Annotated in this window: 15 protein-coding genes; 9 read left to right on the forward strand and 6 right to left on the reverse strand. The window is 54.5% G+C overall.

Features of this window, described 5'->3' with window-relative positions:
* The first annotated feature begins 71 nt into the window (after positions 1 to 71).
* A complete protein-coding gene (locus tag J2S20_RS09810) occupies positions 72 to 1,496 on the forward strand; it encodes a sigma-54 interaction domain-containing protein (RefSeq protein ID WP_307255236.1) in 1,425 nt (474 codons plus the stop codon).
* Between the two features lie 17 nt (positions 1,497 to 1,513).
* Positions 1,514 to 2,386: a YitT family protein gene (locus tag J2S20_RS09815; protein WP_307255237.1), complete on the forward strand. Its 873-nt coding sequence runs from the start codon at positions 1,514 to 1,516 to the stop codon at positions 2,384 to 2,386.
* Positions 2,387 to 2,415: 29 nt separating this feature from the next.
* On the opposite strand, the gene holA is transcribed toward J2S20_RS09815, so the two are convergent.
* A complete protein-coding gene (gene holA, locus J2S20_RS09820; protein WP_307255253.1) occupies positions 2,416 to 3,393 on the reverse strand; it encodes a DNA polymerase III subunit delta in 978 nt (325 codons plus the stop codon).
* Between the two features lie 42 nt (positions 3,394 to 3,435).
* Complete coding sequence (locus J2S20_RS09825; protein WP_106611744.1) at positions 3,436 to 4,686, reverse strand: polysaccharide deacetylase family protein; 1,251 nt, start codon at positions 4,684 to 4,686, stop codon at positions 3,436 to 3,438.
* Positions 4,687 to 4,973: 287 nt separating this feature from the next.
* On the opposite strand from J2S20_RS09825, the gene J2S20_RS09830 reads away from it, so the two are divergent.
* On the forward strand, positions 4,974 to 6,185 hold the full coding sequence (locus J2S20_RS09830; RefSeq protein WP_106611484.1) for a hypothetical protein: 1,212 nt from the start codon (positions 4,974 to 4,976) through the stop codon (positions 6,183 to 6,185).
* A 121-nt stretch (positions 6,186 to 6,306) separates the two neighbouring features.
* Here J2S20_RS09830 and malQ read toward each other — a convergent pair whose 3' ends face one another.
* Complete coding sequence (malQ, locus tag J2S20_RS09835; protein ID WP_307255238.1) at positions 6,307 to 7,866, reverse strand: 4-alpha-glucanotransferase; 1,560 nt, start codon at positions 7,864 to 7,866, stop codon at positions 6,307 to 6,309.
* A complete protein-coding gene (gene glgB, locus J2S20_RS09840; protein ID WP_307255239.1) occupies positions 7,863 to 10,382 on the reverse strand; it encodes a 1,4-alpha-glucan branching enzyme in 2,520 nt (839 codons plus the stop codon). Before glgB ends, malQ begins: the two co-directional genes overlap by 4 nt.
* A gap of 229 nt (positions 10,383 to 10,611) precedes the next feature.
* Here glgB and lepB point away from each other — a divergent pair, with 229 nt between their 5' ends.
* Both lepB and J2S20_RS09850 read left to right on the forward strand, forming a co-directional pair.
* Positions 10,612 to 11,181, forward strand: coding sequence for a signal peptidase I (gene lepB, locus J2S20_RS09845; RefSeq protein ID WP_307255240.1), 570 nt, complete (start codon positions 10,612 to 10,614; stop codon positions 11,179 to 11,181).
* A gap of 4 nt (positions 11,182 to 11,185) precedes the next feature.
* Entirely contained in the window at positions 11,186 to 12,016 is an 831-nt protein-coding gene (locus J2S20_RS09850; RefSeq protein WP_307255241.1) for a CorA family divalent cation transporter, read from the forward strand.
* Positions 12,017 to 12,045: 29 nt separating this feature from the next.
* Here J2S20_RS09850 and aroC read toward each other — a convergent pair whose 3' ends face one another.
* Positions 12,046 to 13,221, reverse strand: coding sequence for a chorismate synthase (aroC, locus tag J2S20_RS09855; RefSeq protein ID WP_106611479.1), 1,176 nt, complete (start codon positions 13,219 to 13,221; stop codon positions 12,046 to 12,048).
* Between the two features lie 10 nt (positions 13,222 to 13,231).
* Positions 13,232 to 14,293, reverse strand: coding sequence for a lactonase family protein (locus J2S20_RS09860; RefSeq protein ID WP_106611478.1), 1,062 nt, complete (start codon positions 14,291 to 14,293; stop codon positions 13,232 to 13,234).
* Positions 14,294 to 14,463: 170 nt separating this feature from the next.
* On the opposite strand from J2S20_RS09860, the gene J2S20_RS09865 reads away from it, so the two are divergent.
* The 4 genes from J2S20_RS09865 to J2S20_RS09880 all read left to right on the forward strand — a co-directional run bounded on the left by J2S20_RS09865 (position 14,464) and on the right by J2S20_RS09880 (position 17,727).
* Positions 14,464 to 14,997, forward strand: a complete 534-nt coding sequence (locus J2S20_RS09865) for a helix-turn-helix domain-containing protein (protein ID WP_106611477.1) — start codon at positions 14,464 to 14,466, stop codon at positions 14,995 to 14,997.
* A gap of 12 nt (positions 14,998 to 15,009) precedes the next feature.
* Complete coding sequence (locus J2S20_RS09870; RefSeq protein WP_106611476.1) at positions 15,010 to 16,080, forward strand: ABC transporter ATP-binding protein; 1,071 nt, start codon at positions 15,010 to 15,012, stop codon at positions 16,078 to 16,080.
* On the forward strand, positions 16,073 to 16,900 hold the full coding sequence (locus J2S20_RS09875) for an ABC transporter permease (RefSeq protein WP_106611475.1): 828 nt from the start codon (positions 16,073 to 16,075) through the stop codon (positions 16,898 to 16,900). Before J2S20_RS09870 ends, J2S20_RS09875 begins: the two co-directional genes overlap by 8 nt.
* Positions 16,901 to 16,992: 92 nt before the next feature.
* Positions 16,993 to 17,727, forward strand: a complete 735-nt coding sequence (locus tag J2S20_RS09880; protein WP_416389007.1) for an ABC transporter permease — start codon at positions 16,993 to 16,995, stop codon at positions 17,725 to 17,727.
* The last annotated feature ends 35 nt before the right edge of the window (positions 17,728 to 17,762 follow it).

Below are 17,762 nucleotides of genomic sequence, written 5' to 3' on the forward strand. Positions count from 1 at the left end.
CGGATTTCCTTGCTCCGCTCCCGGATTCCTGATACTATTTATGCTGTTTCAGGCAGAAAGGAGCTGGAAAAATGGAACTGTTAAAGCAGCTGTTTCACGGAAAAGGGTATATTGACGGCATTACGATCATCAATCTTGACGGAGAGATTCTGTTCTCAGCCAAGCTGAACAGCAAGCTCTCCGCGCAGGAGGAGAGCCGGGATCTGGTCGGGAAAAACTTCTTTGAGGTCTATGAAAATCTGGATCCCGAAACCAGCACCACCATCAAAGCAATGGAGCTGGGAGTTCCGATTTATGTGGAAAACCAGTCGCTGAAAGCAAAGGGACAGGAGACGATCCGCATCACCTCCCTCTCCATCCCCATTAAGAGCGGAAGCCAAATAGTCGGAGCCATTGATCTGTCCATGTCTGAGGCAGGGACGACTGAATCCCGGGACAGCCAGGAAAGAGTAGATCTCTCCTCTGTCCATTTTCCCATCTGCGGAGTCCAGAAGCTCAAAAAAAACAACAGAGCCTTCTTTACTTCCGGTGATATTATTGCGGTGGACCCCAAGATGCAGAAGGCCAAGGATTATATTCCCATTGTAGCAGCCTGTGATCTTCCCGTCATGATTTACGGCGAAACCGGAACGGGAAAGGAGGTCTTTGCGCAGGCAATCCACAATGCGGGCGAGAGAAGAAATAAGCCCTTCATCGCCCAGAACTGTGCAGCCCTGCCGGATACTCTGCTGGAGAGCATCCTGTTCGGCACTTCAAAGGGCGCATTTACCGGAGCTGCGGAGAATAAAGGACTTTTTGAGCTGGCGGATGGCGGCACGCTTTTTCTGGATGAGATCAATTCCATGCCGCTGCATCTCCAATCCAAGCTGCTCCGGGTTCTTCAGGACGGATCCTTCCGCAACCTGGGGGCACAGGAGGAAATCCGCGTAAACGTAAAGATCATCGCGGCAATCAACCGGGATCCTCTCCAGGCGATTGAAGAAGGGCAGCTGCGCCAAGACATCTATTACCGCCTCAGCATGATGTCTATCACCATCCCACCTCTGCGCGAGCGCCGAAGCGATATCGGCTACTTCATCAAATTTTATGTAAACAAACACAATGCAACCTTCGGAAAAAAGGTGCGGTATGTCTCCAAAGAGCTGATTGAACGGCTGGAGCAATACAACTGGCCCGGAAATGTGCGGGAACTGGAGCACATCATTGTCTATGGCATGAGCATGGTGGATGAGGACAGCAATATGCTGAAATTTGAAGATCTCGCGGACAAATTCCGCGAGATCACAAAGCAGGTTCAGAGCGGTAAGAGTACGAAGGAAGAAAGCGCTCTTTTCCCTTCGCTGAAAGCATCCGTAGAACAGTATGAAATGGAGCGTATCCGTCAGACCCTTCATCTCACGGAGGGCAATCTCTCTGCTGCCGCCCGAATGCTCGATATTCCAAGACAGACCCTCCAGAGGAAAGTCAGACAGTATGACATTCCGAGAGAGGACTGACAGGAAGGTATAAAAACATGAACAGATCATTCCAAAAAGCTTCCATCAAAGATATGCTGCTTCTTCTGGCCGGTGCATTTGTATACAGCATCGGCACGCAAAGTTTCATTGTTCCCGCCAATATTGCGCCGGGCGGTGCGGTCGGCATCGCTCTGATGCTCAATTTTGTGACAGGCCTTCCGGTCGGCGCCCTTACTCTGACGGTAAATATGCCCCTGCTGATTCTCGCATGGTTATATCTGGGGCGGCGCTTTGCTCTCAGGACAGCGCTGACCTGCGGAATCTGCTCTCTGGTGCTGGACTTCATAATTGCCCCCTGCTTTCCTGTATACCAGGGCGATCGCCTCATCTGTAGTCTGTACGGAGGTGTTCTGGTGGGCGTTGGCATGGCTCTGATCTTTCTGAGCGGATCCACCACGGGCGGCAGCGATATTGCCGGCTACCTGCTGCAAAAAAAGAGCCCCCATGTTCCCATCGGACGGGCTCTTCTGATGATCGACGGACTGATACTCTCCACCTCTGTCTTGGTATTTAAAAACGTGGATGCCGCTCTGTTCGGTCTGATCTCTCTCTATGCACAGACCACCATTATCGACATGATGATTTATGGCAATGACGCCGGAAGTCAGGTTTCAATCATCACCAAATGCCCGGAAACCATTTCCAGGCGTATCATCGAGGAGCTCGAACGCAGCGCCACAATCATTCCCGGAAGAGGCGCCTACAGCGGCAGAGAAACCACACTCCTTCTCTGCACTGTGAGAAAGTCCGAATTCAGCCGCCTGAAGCGCATTATCAGCGAGAGCGACGTGGATGCCTTCGTTATGGTGACTGAAACCACGGAAGTCTTTGGACTGGGCTTCAAGCCTTTTTTTGATCCTGTCCGATAAATCTGACTGCCGCCCGTTCCCATTCCGATCTATCCCTGCCCATACCCACAGATCAAAAGCTCCACCGCAAGCCTGTCCTGCATATCGCCTGTCTTCACTCTCTCCTCCAGCTCCACGCAGCGCCGCACCATGCCGGAGAGCGCCGCCTCCGGATGCGGCCGCACCTGCGCCATCATTTTGGAAGCCACAAAAGCCGGGAGCTTTAAGAGCTTTGCGATCTCATTCTTATTTTTGCCGGAGAGCGCCAGCTCCTTTACCGCGCGCAGCTGGTGATACTGACGCGCAATCAGAAAAAGGATGCGCATAGGCGGCTCCTTCAGCGCCAAAAGATCCTCATAGAGGCGCATCGCCTCCGCCGTCCTGTGCGCGGTGATGGCATTTACCATCTCAAAAATACGATTTGTCAGCGTGATTGAGGTGATGGTATCCACGTCACGCAGCTCAACAACCTCACGCTCTCCGAGATAGGATATGAGCTTCTCCAACTCATTCTTCACGTTCTCCATGTCGTCTCCGACATATCCGAGGAAGCGCTCCATCGTACTTGCCGTGATCTTTTTTCCCGCGCGGGCCAGATAGCGCGCTGCCCAGAGGGAGAGCCCCCGCTCATCCGGATGCGTGAGCTCACAGAGACATCCTCGTTTCTGTACCGCCTTGTACAGGCGGTTCCGCTTGTCCACGGCGCTCTCCAGAAAGAGCAGCACCGTGGTCTCCGGCATAACAGCAAGGTAGTCCGGGAGACGCTCCAGAGAGCTCTTAAACCAGCCGCTCTCCTCCACAATGATCAGTCTTCTCTCCGCAAAAAAGGGAAGCGTATCCGCAGAGTCAATGACCGCATCCTCTGAGATTTCCTTCCCCTCAAAGACGCTCAGATTCATGCCGTCCTCCCCGGCAAGCAGCTTCTCAAAGCGCCCTCTGTAGTGGCGCTTCAGGTAGCTCTCGTCGCCGTAGAGAAGATAAACCGGCTTCAGCGTCCCGGACTCAAGATCCGCATTCAGTTCCTTCATCATCTGATTCCTTCAAAATATAGTTCCCCTTGAGCGCTGCCCTCAGCGAAAGGAGCCATAGCTCTTTCCCGCAGACATACCGCCCCGCGCATTCGCGAGCTCACTGACTGTCACCAGCTGATAGCCGCGGCGCTTCAGCTCCGGGATGATGCGCTCTGCCGCCTCGGCACTGGCGCCGTAGATACTGTGCATCAGGATAATATCGCCATCCTTCACAGAATTCAACACCGCATTCACAGAGCTGTCTGCATTCTTCGTCTTCCAGTCGAGCGTGTCAATGTTCCAGAGTATCGACGCATAGCCCATGGCGCCGATCGTGCTCTTCGCGTGACCTCCGGTTGCGCCGTAGGGCGGGCGCACCACGGTTGCCGGAGCTCCGGCGATGGCCGCAATCGCATCATTGGTCTTCTGTATGGATTCCCGCACTCCGGCTTCCGAGAGCTTCGAGAGATTTTCATGCTTCCAGCTGTGGTTTCCGAGCTCACACCCGTCCGCAATCATGCGCTGCACCACCGGCTTATACTGCGGAACCAGATATCCGACCATGAAGAAGGTCGCCCGTCCTCCGTTGGCCTCCAGTGCATCCAGTATGCGATTGTCAAAGCGGCTCGGTCCGTCGTCAAAGGTCAGTGCAACCATAGGCTTGGAGGGATCCACTGCGCCACCGCTGTACACCGGCGCCGCCGGAAGCTCCGCCGGCTTTTCGCCCTTCTTCACCACGGCGATGCGCACGCCGTCGATATGCGTCCCCACGCCGACCTGTCCGGCATCCTGTCCGTTCATCACCCAGTCTGTCCACTGCCCCTTGACCATGGCCATGGTGTAGACATCATAATTGGCCTCGAGATCGCCGTTCAGCCAGACACGAATGCCCTCGAGCGCTGCCTCTCCCCCCTCATTTCCCGCAACCTTTCCATTCTCACAGACCTCTGTCCAGCCGTAACCACTCACATTGACCTGATACTGAAGCGTACCTGTCAGGGAAGAAGACTGATTCTGAAGCCCCGCCTTGAACGCAGTCGGGTAGTTCTTGCTGTCTGCAAGGTTCCGGTTGTCTGCGGACCAGTCAGTCCAGCCGGTGCTGTGGAATTCCATCGCATAGACAGAGCCCATCACAGCTGCAGGCTGAGCCTCCGCCGCACGTATCGGCTGTGAGAGATCCGAAGCCTGATTCGACATCATAAGTGTCAGCAGCAATACGATCCCCAGGCTCAGGAAGCCGCGAAAATTGCCTCTCCGTCTCTGATGTTTTCTGTGATGCTGTACCTGTGCTGATCTGTTCGTTCTCTCCATTTCTCTCATTTTCCCCTTTGCTCTGCAGAAACTCACCTGCAAGCAGGCTTGCGCGAGTTCCGTGCTTTCCTCCTCAATTACTATTTATGATTACGCGTTGGTTCGCGCTCCGTGCTTTCAACACTGTAATCATAACATAAAACTTCAAGTTATGGCGCAAAAAAACTTACGCCTCACGAAATCCTTCCTTAATTTTATCTGCTCTGCTTGCCGCACAGACACAACTCTGCTAAACTCTATCCGTATTATGTGTATCTGAACAGCAAAAACAAAGCTAAGGAGCAGCTATGGCCGGTCTTGAACAATACAAATACGCAGAAGAAAAAATGCGCCCCCGCAGGCGAAGCGACAGAAAGAAAAAAAAGAGCGGAAGCTTCCTGCTTCACTATCTCCTTCCCTTTGTACTGATCAATTTTCTGATCTTCTACCTCGTAACAGTACAGCCGGGCTTCGATCTGAAGATTGATGACCCCGGCGACTATAAGAGTGCCAAAATCAGCATTCAGCTGGAGCGCCGTCTTCCCCTCGGAAATTTCACGGTAAAGCTGGACGACGTTCCCGTGGAGATGGAACGACAGTCCAAAAAACTCTACACCGCATCCGTTGAGCGAAACGGAACGCTGGAGGTCACCGTCAGCTATAAAAACGGAATGTCCCGAACAAAATACGAGCACATCAGCACCATTGACGACGCTCCACCCGTAATTGTCGGCGAGGAGCTGGATCAGACAATGCTCACCGTCTCCTTCGAGGACGCGCAGTCCGGCGTAAACTTTGCCTCTGTCTACGCGGTCGATGCCGACGGCACGCAGATAGCTCCCCTGAATCTCGACGAGAAGGAGCAGACCGCAAGCTTTCAGGTTCTCACCAGCAGCCTGGAAGTTCACGCTGCCGATCACTGCGGCAACGAGGCGATCTCCAACTACGACAATCTGGATCTCCTCGGTAACAGCGGCGCAGACCGCTCCGGCGACTACAACACCTACGGCAGAGAGAACAGCAGCTCAAGGAGCAGCACGACCGCAAGCTCCTCTGAAAAAAGTGAGTCTAGGGCTGAGACGAAAGCAAGCTCTTCTACAAAGAGCGAGACCAAGGCTGAGACTAAGGCAAGCTCCTCTACAAAAAACGAGACCAGGGCTGAGACGAAAGCAAGCTCCTCTACAAAGAGCGAGACCAAGGCTGAGACGAAAGCAAGCTCCTCCACAAAGAGCGAGACCAAGGCCGAGACGAAGGCCAGCTCCTCTACAAAGAGCGAGACCAAGGCTGAGACGAAGGCCAGCTCCTCCACAAAGAGCGAGACCAAGACTGAGTCCACGGCTGAAAGCAGGCCCGAAACAAAGGCCCAGATTCCGGAGACAGAAGCAAAGCCGGGCCCGGCTCCGGCAGCTCCGATTCCGGAAGAGCACACCGCTCCGACAATCGCACCGAGGAGCGGCAGCCCGGAAGGCTCCGCCCATGCCGGAGGCAGTGCAACAGTCGAGGCGCTCCCCGTCAATTGAACTTTCTATTTTCTCTCATTCGATATCTCTCCTTCCCAACGCGCAAAAAACAGCTGTCAGAATTCATTCCTTCTGACAGCTGTTTTTATTTTACTCTGTAAAAATTTTCGACAGCGAGAGCTTATTTTGATCCCTCAGCTCCGCCTGTCTGTCTCCCGTATATTTCGCTCAGCATATTGCAGTGCCAGATCAGCTGCTCATCAAATTCGTGCGATAGCATGCGCCAGCGCCAGTTTCCACCGGCCGCAGAGGGCGTATTGATTCTCGCCTCCTCTCCTGCCCCGAGATAGTCCCACATGGGAATGATCACCGTATCTGCCACACTGGCCAGCACCGTGCGAATACAGTCCCAGTAGAGCTCATGCTCCGGCGTGTGCTCACTGCCCTGATAGCGTATCATCCGAAGCCGCAGTTCCCCACTCTGGCTGCGTATCCAGGCCATCAGCGGCTCATTGTCGTGTGTGCCCGTATAAGCCACGCAGCTCCGCCCATAGTTGTGCGGAAGATACAGGTTCTGATGATCCGAATTGTAGGCAAATTCCAGCACCTTCATCGATGGGAAGCCCGTATCCCTGACAAGCTGGATTACACTGTCTGTGAGAAGCCCAAGATCCTCCGCAATGATCGGAAGCTTCGGAAAATGTTTTCTCAGCGCACGGAAAAAGTCTATTCCCGGCCCCGGCTCCCACACTCCGCTCCTTGCATCAGACTCCTTTGCGGAAATCGCGTAGTACTCATCAAAGGCACGGAAGTGATCCACACGGACAACGTCGTACACAGAAAACGCGTACTCCATGCGGCGTATCCACCAGGCATAGCCGCTTTTTCTGTGATGATTCCAGTCGTAGAGCGGATTGCCCCAGAGCTGACCGTCCGGAGAGAAGTAGTCCGGAGGACAGCCTGCAAGCTTCAGAGGCTTTGCATCCGTATCCATCTGAAACAGCTCCGGGTGCGCCCAGGCATCCGCAGAATCCTGCGATACATAGATCGGCATATCTCCTATTATCTGCACGCCGTTCCGGTTCGCATAGCCCTTCAGCTTCCTCCACTGAAAGTGAAAGACAACCTGTACCCACTCATAAAATGCGAGCTCCTGTGCGTGCTGCTCCCGGAACTGTTCCAAAGCTGCCCTTTCTCTGAGCCGCAGCGCATCCTCCCACTCACTGAAGCAGCTGCCGCCCTGCGCCGTCTTGATCGTCTGATAGAGACAGTAGTTCCGCGTCTCCTCATTCAGGGCACTCAACTCCGCCTCATAGCGTGCCTTCGTCAGCTGTCCTGCTGACGCCTCGCTCTCCTGATCCTGTGTCAGTCCCTCTTGAATTACCTGAAAGTTATGAAAGGCCTCCCGGAGCGCCCGCTCCCGGTTCTCCCAGAGCTTCCCATAGTCAACATAGCGGGGATCTGCACCCCAATCCATGTTTTCCAGCATCTCACGCCGCAGGAGCCCCTGCTCAGCCAGCTCATCCAGATCTATAAAGTAAGGGTTCCCCGCAAAGGAGGAGAAGGACTGATACGGTGAATCTCCGTACCCAGTCGGCCCCAGCGGCAAGATCTGCCAGTAACTCTGTCCCGCCCGCTTCAGTCTGTCTACAAATTCATATGCCTTCGCCGAAAAGCAGCCTGTTCCGTAGTTGCCGGGCAAACTGAATATCGGCATCAGTATTCCGCACGCTCTCTTCATTCTGATTTTTCCATTCCCCGCAGAGTATCCAGTGTCCGCATTGCGCTGTCTCTTGCAGCTGCCGCCGTTTTTACCGCATTTTTCTTTGCGGCTGATGCTGTCTTTGCGGCACTTTTCTTTGCGGCTGATGCTGTCTTTACTGCTGTGTCCCTTGCGGCCGCCGCCGTCTTCACCGCGGTATCCGCTGCGGCTGATGCTGTCTTTACCGCCGTGTCCTTTGCAGTGGAAGCTTTCTTTACAAGACTCTCCACCGCTTTGCCTGCGCCCTGCTTTCCGCTTTTCTGTCTCTTTGCCGCAGAAAGTGCTGTCTTTTCACTGCCAGCCGCATTTCCTCCTGTATTCTTCACCGCTCTCCGCTTACAGGAGAAGATCACCACCGAGTGCGCCGGAAGCTTGATCGTAATCCCCTCATCTCTCTCATCCACCTCGAGATTCTTTGCAGGCAGTGCGCGCATATTCAGAAGACCGCTTCCACCGTACTCCTCACGATCGGAGTTGAAAAGCTCACGGAAGCTGCCATGAAAGGGCACGCCGACATTAAACTTCGGATATTCCTTCCCGGTGAAATTCACCACCACCAGAAGTTCCTCCGCCTCATCCTTTGTCTTCCTGAGGAAGGCGACAACATTTTCCTCCCAGGAATGGCAGTTCAGCCACTCAAAGCCCGCAGGATCGTCGTCCTGACGCCACAGCGCTGCATGCTCCAGATAAAAGCGGTTCAGGTCCCGCGCATAGTCCTGCATATGGCGGTGCAACGGGTAGTCCAGAAGCTCCCACTCCACACCTCTCTCTGCGCTCCACTCATCTATCATGCCAAATTCCTGACCGCTGAAAATGAGCTTTTTCCCGGGATGAGCCATAAAAAAGCCGAGCGCTGCGCGAAGATTTGCAAAGCGCTCCTCAAAATTCTCTCCGGGCAATCTGTGAATCAATGAAGGGGCCCCCTCTGCTGTCACCGCATGGGAGAGCGGCAGTATAAAATTCTCACTGTACTGATACAGCAGAGAATAGGTCAGCTCTCCGTAGTGTTCGCTGCGCTCATACTCCGACCTCTGCATGTAGTTCAGGAAACCGTGTGCCCAGCCCGTATTCCAGCGATAATCAAAGCCCAGCCCATTCTCTTTCACTGGCTTCGTGGTGAGCGCATACTCCGCAGAGCCATCTGCAATGAGCAGTACTCCCGGACAGAGACGGTGCATCACCGTGCTCAGCTGGCGGATGAAGGAGAGTCCGTCCAGATTCTCTCCTCCGCCGTAAATATTGGAGCGCACGCCGTCCGCTCCGTTGAAGTACAGGATTGAGGACATATCCATAACCCGGATTCCATCCACATGGTACTGCTTTGCCCAGAACAGCGCATTCGCGACGAGAAAATTCCGCACCTCCGGCCTGGCAAAATGAAAGACCTCTGTCTCTGCCTGACCTCCCGGAAGCTCATAGAGCGCTGTCCCGTCAAAATGTGCCAGTGCAAAATCATCCTTCGGGAAGCGCGCGGCGTTCCAGTCCAGAATGACACCGATCCCCTCCTTATGGAGATGGTTCACAAAATACATGAAGTCCTCGGGCGATCCTAGGCGCGCGGTCAGTGCATAGTATCCCGTCGTCTGATAGCCAAGCGAAGCGTCCAGTGGATACTCCATCACGGGCATCAGCTCCACGTGCGTGTAATGCATATCCTTCATATAAGCTGCAAGCTTCTCTGCGAGCGCGCGGCCGGAAAGCGCCGGATCCCAGCTGCACAGATTCAGCTCATAGATCGAGAGTGGACAGCCGTGCTTTTTCTTCACATTCTCGCTCCGCTTCCTCAGCCACTCTGCATCCTCCCAGCCAAAATCCCACTTTGCTGTCACAATGGAGGCTGTCTTTGGACGAAGCTCCGCGGCAAAGGCATAGGGATCCGCCTTTAAGAAGATCTCGCGTGTCTTCGTCTTGATCTCATACTTATAGATCTCTCCTGCCTCTATGCCCGGAATAAAGAGCTGAAAGATGCCGGAGTCTCCGAGACGGCGCATCTGGTGGCGCCGTCCGTCCCAGTCATTAAAATCTCCCACCACGGACACACGCATCGCGTTCGGAGCCCACACGGAGAAGCCAATGCCCTCCACACTGCCGCGTTTTTCCGGATGCGCACCCATCTTTTTGTATATCTCCACATGATTTCCCGCAGCAAATTTCTTCAAATCCGAGCTCTCATAGAGAGGCGCAAAGGCGTAGGGATCGTCGATCTCCTCCTCCCGTCCGTCCTCATAAATAATGTGCAGACGATAGCTCACCTGCTTTCGTCCCCGGATGAGACAGGCAAAAAAACCGTTCTCATCCTCTCTCTCCATCTCCACGCTGCCGCCCGCACCGGAGAGCAGGGCCTCTATCCGCTGTGCCGTCGGAACAAAGACCTGTATCAGCACACCCTCCTCCACCGGATGTGCGCCGAGTATCGCGTGCGGATTCTCAGATTCTGAGTAAACCAGCTCCTCCACCGCACTCCAGTCCATCAAATCATACAAAAGCTTATCCATTTTGACTCCTCCGATACCGCGTTTGAATTTTCTATCAGCAGTTTACCATTCCTCGCCCGCTTTTTCCATGGAATCCGCCGCTTTTCCTTGCGCATCCGGGCAGAAAGTTCTAAACTACTGATGTGCCAGAATCCTGGCACTCATGTCCGCGCAGCCTCGGACATTTATTATTATTGTACAGAAGAGTTCTCGCCTGCACCGCAGTGCCGGGACGGAATAAGAGGAAACCATGACAGAACAGAACAGACAGACACATGCGCACCCTGACCGGACTGCAGAGCTGAAAAAAGAACTGCTCAGCTGGATTCAGATCATCGTCTGTGCCGCGGTGATTGCCTTCCTGCTGAACAGCTTTATCATAGCCAACTCCCGCGTCCCCTCCGCCTCCATGGAAAATACCATCATGACGGGTGACCGCGTGATCGGCTCGAGACTCAGCTATAAATTCTTTGGAGATCCGAAGCGCGGAGATATCATCATCTTCCGCTGGCCGGACAATGAGAAGATTCTCTTTGTGAAGCGCATCATCGGTCTTCCCGGCGACACGGTAGAGATCAGAGACGGCGCGGTCTACCTGAACGGCTCAGAGACTGCCCTCGAAGAGCCCTATCTCAGGGAGCCCATGATCGCAGAGCCGGATATGAGCTTCACCGTGCCGGAAAATGCTTACTTCTGCATGGGCGACAACAGAAATGAGTCCATGGACGCCCGCTACTGGAAGAACACCTTCGTGTACCGCGACAAAATACTTGCCAAGGTTCTGTTCCGCTACTGGCCGGGCATCCGCGCAATCCACTGACGCCATGCAAAAAGTCATCTATTCATCAGAAATTCCGGCTTATGGGGAATATATCGAGTCCTCCGTGATACACTATCTCTCAGAGGGGCAGTTCGCCCCCTGTGAGAGCTTCGATTACTACACGATACTCTGCTTCGACTGGTACGATCTTCAGGACCCCAGCGCAGAGCCGTCACAGATCCTCATCTACTTTGACCGGGATGATCTCTTCTTTCTCTGCGAGAACAAAAACTCCTACGATGTCGCCTGTCAGTACTTTGCAGCAGCAGAGCAAAATGAGCGTGCCCTCTATCTGTTCTTCAGAAATCTGTTCCGCGGGCATATTGAGAACCTGGAGCGCATCGAAGATCAGCTCGAGGCGCTGGACCTGGCGGTGCTCTCCGGGCAGACAGACGGTGAATTGAAGGAGCAGATCGTCAGGATACGGCATGAGCTGTACCGACTGAAGCGCTACTATGACCGCTTCGACTCAGCCTTTGAGACCTTCTATGAGAACGACAATGCGCTCGTGAGCGAAGCCGGACTGAGCTACTTCAATACGCTTCACAACAGAGTGCTCGAGCTCTGCTCCGATGTGCAGAGCATGCGGGAATACAACAATCAGATCAAGGACTCCTACCAGTCTCAGATTGAGAGTGAAAAGAACGATATCATAAAGACCTTCACCATGGTCACCTCCATCTTCATGCCCCTGACCCTGCTCGTCGGCTGGTACGGTATGAATCTTCAGATGCCGGAGTTTCAGTGGAAATACGGCTATCCCATCATTATTGTCGTATGTCTTCTGATCTGCCTCATCTGGTACTGGATCTTCAAGAAAAAGCGCTGGCTCTGAGCCGGCGCTTTCTGTATACCATCTCGCTATTATTCCACTCCATATACTCTCTTCAGACTGTCGAGACGTGAGAGCGCATTTCGCATCAGCATATCCAGAAGAACCATGTTGGCCATGCACTCCACAACGACAACGGCCCGGGGGACGATCACCGGATCATGCCGCCCGCGGATCTCTATCTCCGTCTCTTCTCCGGCCCGGGTGACTGTCCGCTGCCGTTTCGCAATGGACGGCGTCGGCTTCACCGCTGCCGTAAAGAAGATCTCGCTCCCGTCCGAAATACCGCCGAGCACTCCGCCTGCATGATTGCTGCGCTTTGCAACGCCGGACTGTGTTCCCGCGCCCCGGAGCTCTGCTCCCTTGCAGTCTTCGTCCGCAACTGTACCGCCTGACTTTTCTCTCCCCGCGGCGCAAAAGCTGTCATTATTCTCACTCCCAGAGAGCGCAGCCGCAGCAAATCCACTTCCGAACTGAATCCCCTTCACTGCTCCTATACTCATGACAGCTTTTGCAAGCTCTGCATCCAGCTTATCGAACACAGGCTCCCCGAGTCCCGCCGGTACGCCGCGTATGCTGCATGCGATCTCTCCGCCGGCAGAATCCCCTCTGCCCATGAGCTCCTCCAGGTACTTCTCTGCGCGCTCCGCTGCCGCTGTATCCGGCATCCACAGCGAATTCAGGCTGCACGCAGAGAGTGTCCGCTGTCCCGGCGTCACCCTGACCGGACCGATGCGCTCCGTCCAAGCCTGCGTCTCTACCCCAAAGCTCTTCAGCACTGCCGCCGCCACGGCTCCCCCGATGACGCGCCCCAGCGTCTCTCTGCCGGAGCTTCTCCCACCGCCGCGGTAATCCCGGAAGCCATATTTCTGATCGTAGCAAAAATCTGCGTGACCCGGCCGGTAGCAGTCCCGGACAGTGCTGTAATCCCCTGAATGCTGATCCGTATTCTGCACCAGCACGGCGATGGGAGTACCCGTAGTCCTCCCCTCAAAGACACCGGACAAAATCCGGCAGCGGTCTGCCTCCTGCCGTGCAGTCACAAAGCGCGAGCGCCCCGGTCTCCTCCGGTCCAGATAGCACTGCAGCAGCTCCTCGGAGAGCAGAACTCCGGCCGGACAGCCGTCAATCACCGCACCGAGTGCCGCGCCGTGCGATTCACCGAAGGTCGTGACCCGGAACAGTGTTCCGTATGTATTTCCTGCCATCCTTTCTCCCTCAGTTCCCGACCGGAACGATGACACAGCAGTTTGGCTGATCCACCGGAATCTCATTTGTATTCATGATGAGCAGCTTCTTCTCATAATCCACCCGGAAGAAGGAGAGCGCACCGCTCTCATGGTTCACACTCACGATGTGCTTCCCGTCCGGAAATACCGCAATATCCTTCGGATACTCTCCGCTGATTGGAAGATTGAACTCCGCATACAATAGCCCCGTCTCCGCATCGCGACGGAACATCGTCACCGTGTTATCTCCGGCATTTCCCACAAAGATATGCGCATCGTCCGCAGTAAATGCCATGCAGGTTGCCGCATTCAGAAGCCCGGGCCTGTTGTCCCCAGTCGTCAGAACACTCTGTATCTTCTCAAACTCCGGCATGCCCCTGTCCTCAGAAACAGTGTAGCGAAACACATCGATCATATTCGTCATATCGTACATGAGATAGAGGAAGCGGTTATCCTTTGAGAAGGTGAATGCATAGGGGGAGCGGCCGCGCTCCACACGGATCGCATCGAGGAGACGCAGCTCCCCTTCCTTTCCTGTGAAACGGTAAATGCTGACCTGATCGATGCCGGGATCCGCGGCCATAACAAACTTACAGTCCTGCGTGGGCTTCGAGCAGGTGATATGCGCCCGGGAGCCGCGCTCCGCGATAGAACCGAGCCCCTTGTGATAGACCTCATCCACAATGGGGCCGATGGAGCCATCCTCTCTCAGTTTCAGGATTGTGAGCTTCCCGTCGTGATATCCTGAGACATAGAGAAAGCGGTCGTAGCGATCGATTGCGAGGTGATGCGGACGCATCCCATTGACCTTCCGCGTGCTGATTCTGGTGATCGCGCCATTGTCCAGTATCCGAAAAGCCACGACGCCGTAGTCCTCCACGGAGTAGAGCGTCTTCCCGCTGAAGGAGGTGATGATATCAGAGGAATTATCAACCTCTATCTCCACCCGCTTTTTAAAGCTGCCCCTGGCCACATCAACGTCAAAGAGCGTGATGCCCTTCGCCTTTCCCGTATATGAATAGGAGCCCACATAGGCGACGTACTTTTTCATGAATATCCCCCTGTCCGGCGCAGCGAAGCGCCCTGAAACCTGCTGTCTCTGATTGCTCCATATTTTAACACAGGATGGGTAAAAATGCTATTGACAGCCCCCCGATTTCAGGTATAATCAAACGCGACTGAGTTTATTCTTACTAAACTAAAAGTTTAAGGAGGCCTTTCTTGGAGATCGGTGCGAAGATCAGGCAATTACGGATTTTAAACAATCTCACACAGGAGGAGCTGGCGGACCGCACGGAGCTGTCCAAGGGCTTCATCTCCCAGCTGGAGCGCGATCTCACCTCCCCCTCCATTGAGACGCTGATGGATATCCTGCAGTGCCTCGGTACCACCCCCGCCGACTTTTTCAGCGAGACAGAGAGCGATCAGATCGTCTTCGGGCGCGCCGACTATGCAGAGAAGCGGGACGCCGAGCTGAAAAATCTGATACGCTGGCTCATCCCCAACGCACAGAAGAACATGATGGAGCCCATACTCCTGACACTGGAGGCAGGCGGCTCCACCTACCCGGACAATCCCCACGAGGGGGAGGAATTCGGCTATATTCTCTCCGGGAGCGCAGACATACATCTCGGAAAAGAGCTGCGCCACATCCGGAAGGGCGAGAGCTTTTACTTCCGCTCAGACCGGACGCATCACATCAGTACAAAAAACGGCTGCACCCTGATCTGGGTCAGCACACCCCCGTCCTTTTAAAGGAGATACGCCATGGCAAGCTTAGTTGATCTTCAGCATCTCTCAAAATCCTTTGACGGCGAGATGGTTCTGGACGACCTGAACCTCGCCGTTCCGGAAAATTCCTTCGTCACTCTGCTCGGTCCCTCCGGCTGCGGCAAGACCACAACGCTCCGCATTCTTGGCGGCTTCACCAAGCCCGACAGCGGCACAGTGCTCTTTGACGGACAGGACATCACGAACCTTCCCCCGAACAAGCGCCCGCTGAACACCGTATTTCAGAAATATGCGCTCTTTCCGCACATGAGCATCTCTGAAAATATTGCTTTCGGACTCCGCATCAAGGGAAAGAGCGATCAGTATATCAGGGACAAAATCAAGTATGCGCTGAAGCTCGTAAACCTGAAAGGATTTGAGAACCGCGACGTAAATTCTCTCTCCGGAGGACAGCAGCAGCGCATTGCCATCGCCCGCGCCATCGTGAACGAGCCGCGGCTGCTTCTGCTCGATGAGCCGCTGGGCGCGCTGGATCTGAAGCTGCGCCAGGACATGCAGTACGAGCTGATCCGACTGAAAAAAGAACTCGGCATCACCTTCATCTACGTCACACACGACCAGGAGGAGGCGCTCACCATGAGTGACACCATAGTCGTGATGAATCAGGGCTACATCCAGCAGATGGGCACGCCGGAGCAAATCTATAACGAGCCGGAAAATGCCTTCGTCGCGGATTTCATTGGAGATTCCAATATCATCGCCGCGACTATGGTGCACGATGAGCTGGTCAATATTTTCGGTGCAAATTTCCGCTGCGTGGACAAGGGCTTCGGACAGAACAAGCCCGTCGACGTCGTGATCCGTCCTGAGGATGTGGAGCTCGTCTCTCCGGAGAACGGAACGCTTGTGGGACATGTGACCCACAGCATCTTCAAGGGCGTACACTATGAGATGGAAATCACCACAAAAACAGGCTACGAGTGGCTGGTTCACTCCACCCGCTGCTTTGCGCTCGGACAGGAGGTTGGAATCCAGGTGGATCCCTTCAATATTCAGATCATGAACAAGCCCGCTTCCGAGGATGAGGAGGCGATCGTCAATGAATGAGAGCTCTGTCGGGAGAAAGGCCCTATCCCTCCCCTACATCGTCTGGATGATCGGCTTCACTGTGATCCCGCTGCTTCTGATCTTTATCTTTGGTCTGACAGACCGCAGCGGCGCCTTCACGCTGAAGAACGTCCTCTCCATACTGGAGAAGAATCACATGAAGGCACTGCTCCTCTCACTCCGGCTGTCTCTCATCAGCACAGCCATATGTCTGCTCCTCGCCTTTCCGCTCTCCATGGTGCTGCGCGGAAAGAAGCTCGGCAGCGCAAGCTTTGTGGTCTTCATCTTCATCCTCCCCATGTGGATGAACTTTCTGCTCCGCACGCTCGCGTGGCAGACCCTGCTTGAAAAAAATGGTGTGATCAATGGCATCCTGACGGCGCTGCATTTAAAAAACATCAGCATCATCAACACACCGACCGCAATCGTGCTGGGCATGGTATATAATTTTCTTCCCTTCATGGTACTGCCGGTCTACAACACCATGTGCAAGATCGACGACAGTATCATCGAGGCCGCGAGAGATCTCGGTGCGAGCTTTCTGCAGACACTGCTCCGCATCTGGATTCCGCTCTCGGTACCGGGCATTGTGAGCGGCATCACCATGGTCTTTGTTCCGGCGCTCACGACCTTCGTCATTTCCAACATTCTCGGCGGCAGCAAGATCCTGCTGATCGGCAATGTCATAGAGTCGGAATTTACGAAGGCCAGCAACTGGAATCTCGGCAGCGGGCTCTCCATCGTCATGCTGATCTTTATTCTGCTCAGCATGACCATACTGGCGCGCTATGATAAAAACGGAGAGGGGACAACATTCTGATGACAAATGAGACAAAGACCCGGCCTCCCGCCGGGAGTTACTATCCCTGGCCGAAGCTCCGCGCCGTGCTCGGAGACTTTTACCTCGTGATCATGCTGCTCTTTTTGTACCTGCCCATACTCACCATGATCGCGCTCTCCTTCAATGAGAGCAAGTCCCGCAGCCGCTGGGGCGGCTTCACACTGAAATGGTATGCAGAGCTCTTCTCCAGCGAGACGATACTCCGGGCACTGTACAACACCCTGCTCATCGCCCTGCTCTCTGCCCTGATCGCAACCATCATGGGCACAGCGGCAGCGATCGGAATCAATGCACTGCGCAAGGTTCCGAAAAACATCTGCATGTCCATCACGAATATTCCCATGCTGGACGCAGATATCGTGACCGGCATCTCCCTGATGCTCGCCTTCATCGCGTTTCGCTTCTCGCTGGGCTTCAACACGATACTCATCAGCCATATCACCTTCAATATCCCCTATGTGATACTGAGCGTGATGCCAAAGCTGAAGCAGACGAGCCGCTACAGCTATGAGGCGGCGCAGGATCTCGGCGCGACGCCGCAGCAGGCCTTCTTCCGGGTCATACTTCCGGATCTCATGCCAGGCATCGTGTCCGGCTTTCTTCTCGCCTTCACGATGTCACTGGACGATTTCATCATCACCCACTTCACGAAGGGCGCAGGTATCGATACCCTCTCAACGCTGATCTACTCTCAGGTGCGGCGGGGCATCGTTCCGAGCATGTACGCGCTCTCCGCAATGATCTTCACCTTTGTTCTGATCCTGCTACTTATCACAAACTTCCTGCCGCGCAGAAAGACGGCGTGACACAGCCCGGTCAGAAAAAGCTGCCGTCATTTCAG

The sequence above is a fragment of the Moryella indoligenes genome, from assembly GCF_030812885.1.
Lineage (GTDB): Bacteria > Bacillota > Clostridia > Lachnospirales > Lachnospiraceae > Moryella > Moryella indoligenes.

What these genes read in the sequence shown, in the direction of transcription:
- J2S20_RS09810 (WP_307255236.1), top strand. Translation starts at nt 72, where the DNA reads ATGGAACTGTTAAAGCAGCTGTTTCACGGAAAAGGGTATATTGACGGC.
- J2S20_RS09815 (WP_307255237.1), top strand. Translation starts at nt 1,514, where the DNA reads ATGAACAGATCATTCCAAAAAGCTTCCATCAAAGATATGCTGCTTCTT.
- holA (WP_307255253.1), bottom strand. Translation starts at nt 3,393, where the DNA reads ATGAAGGAACTGAATGCGGATCTTGAGTCCGGGACGCTGAAGCCGGTT.
- J2S20_RS09825 (WP_106611744.1), bottom strand. Translation starts at nt 4,686, where the DNA reads ATGGAGAGAACGAACAGATCAGCACAGGTACAGCATCACAGAAAACAT.
- J2S20_RS09830 (WP_106611484.1), top strand. Translation starts at nt 4,974, where the DNA reads ATGGCCGGTCTTGAACAATACAAATACGCAGAAGAAAAAATGCGCCCC.
- malQ (WP_307255238.1), bottom strand. Translation starts at nt 7,866, where the DNA reads ATGAAGAGAGCGTGCGGAATACTGATGCCGATATTCAGTTTGCCCGGC.
- glgB (WP_307255239.1), bottom strand. Translation starts at nt 10,382, where the DNA reads ATGGATAAGCTTTTGTATGATTTGATGGACTGGAGTGCGGTGGAGGAG.
- lepB (WP_307255240.1), top strand. Translation starts at nt 10,612, where the DNA reads ATGACAGAACAGAACAGACAGACACATGCGCACCCTGACCGGACTGCA.
- J2S20_RS09850 (WP_307255241.1), top strand. Translation starts at nt 11,186, where the DNA reads ATGCAAAAAGTCATCTATTCATCAGAAATTCCGGCTTATGGGGAATAT.
- aroC (WP_106611479.1), bottom strand. Translation starts at nt 13,221, where the DNA reads ATGGCAGGAAATACATACGGAACACTGTTCCGGGTCACGACCTTCGGT.
- J2S20_RS09860 (WP_106611478.1), bottom strand. Translation starts at nt 14,293, where the DNA reads ATGAAAAAGTACGTCGCCTATGTGGGCTCCTATTCATATACGGGAAAG.
- J2S20_RS09870 (WP_106611476.1), top strand. Translation starts at nt 15,010, where the DNA reads ATGGCAAGCTTAGTTGATCTTCAGCATCTCTCAAAATCCTTTGACGGC.
- J2S20_RS09875 (WP_106611475.1), top strand. Translation starts at nt 16,073, where the DNA reads ATGAATGAGAGCTCTGTCGGGAGAAAGGCCCTATCCCTCCCCTACATC.
- J2S20_RS09880 (WP_416389007.1), top strand. Translation starts at nt 16,993, where the DNA reads ATGCTGCTCTTTTTGTACCTGCCCATACTCACCATGATCGCGCTCTCC.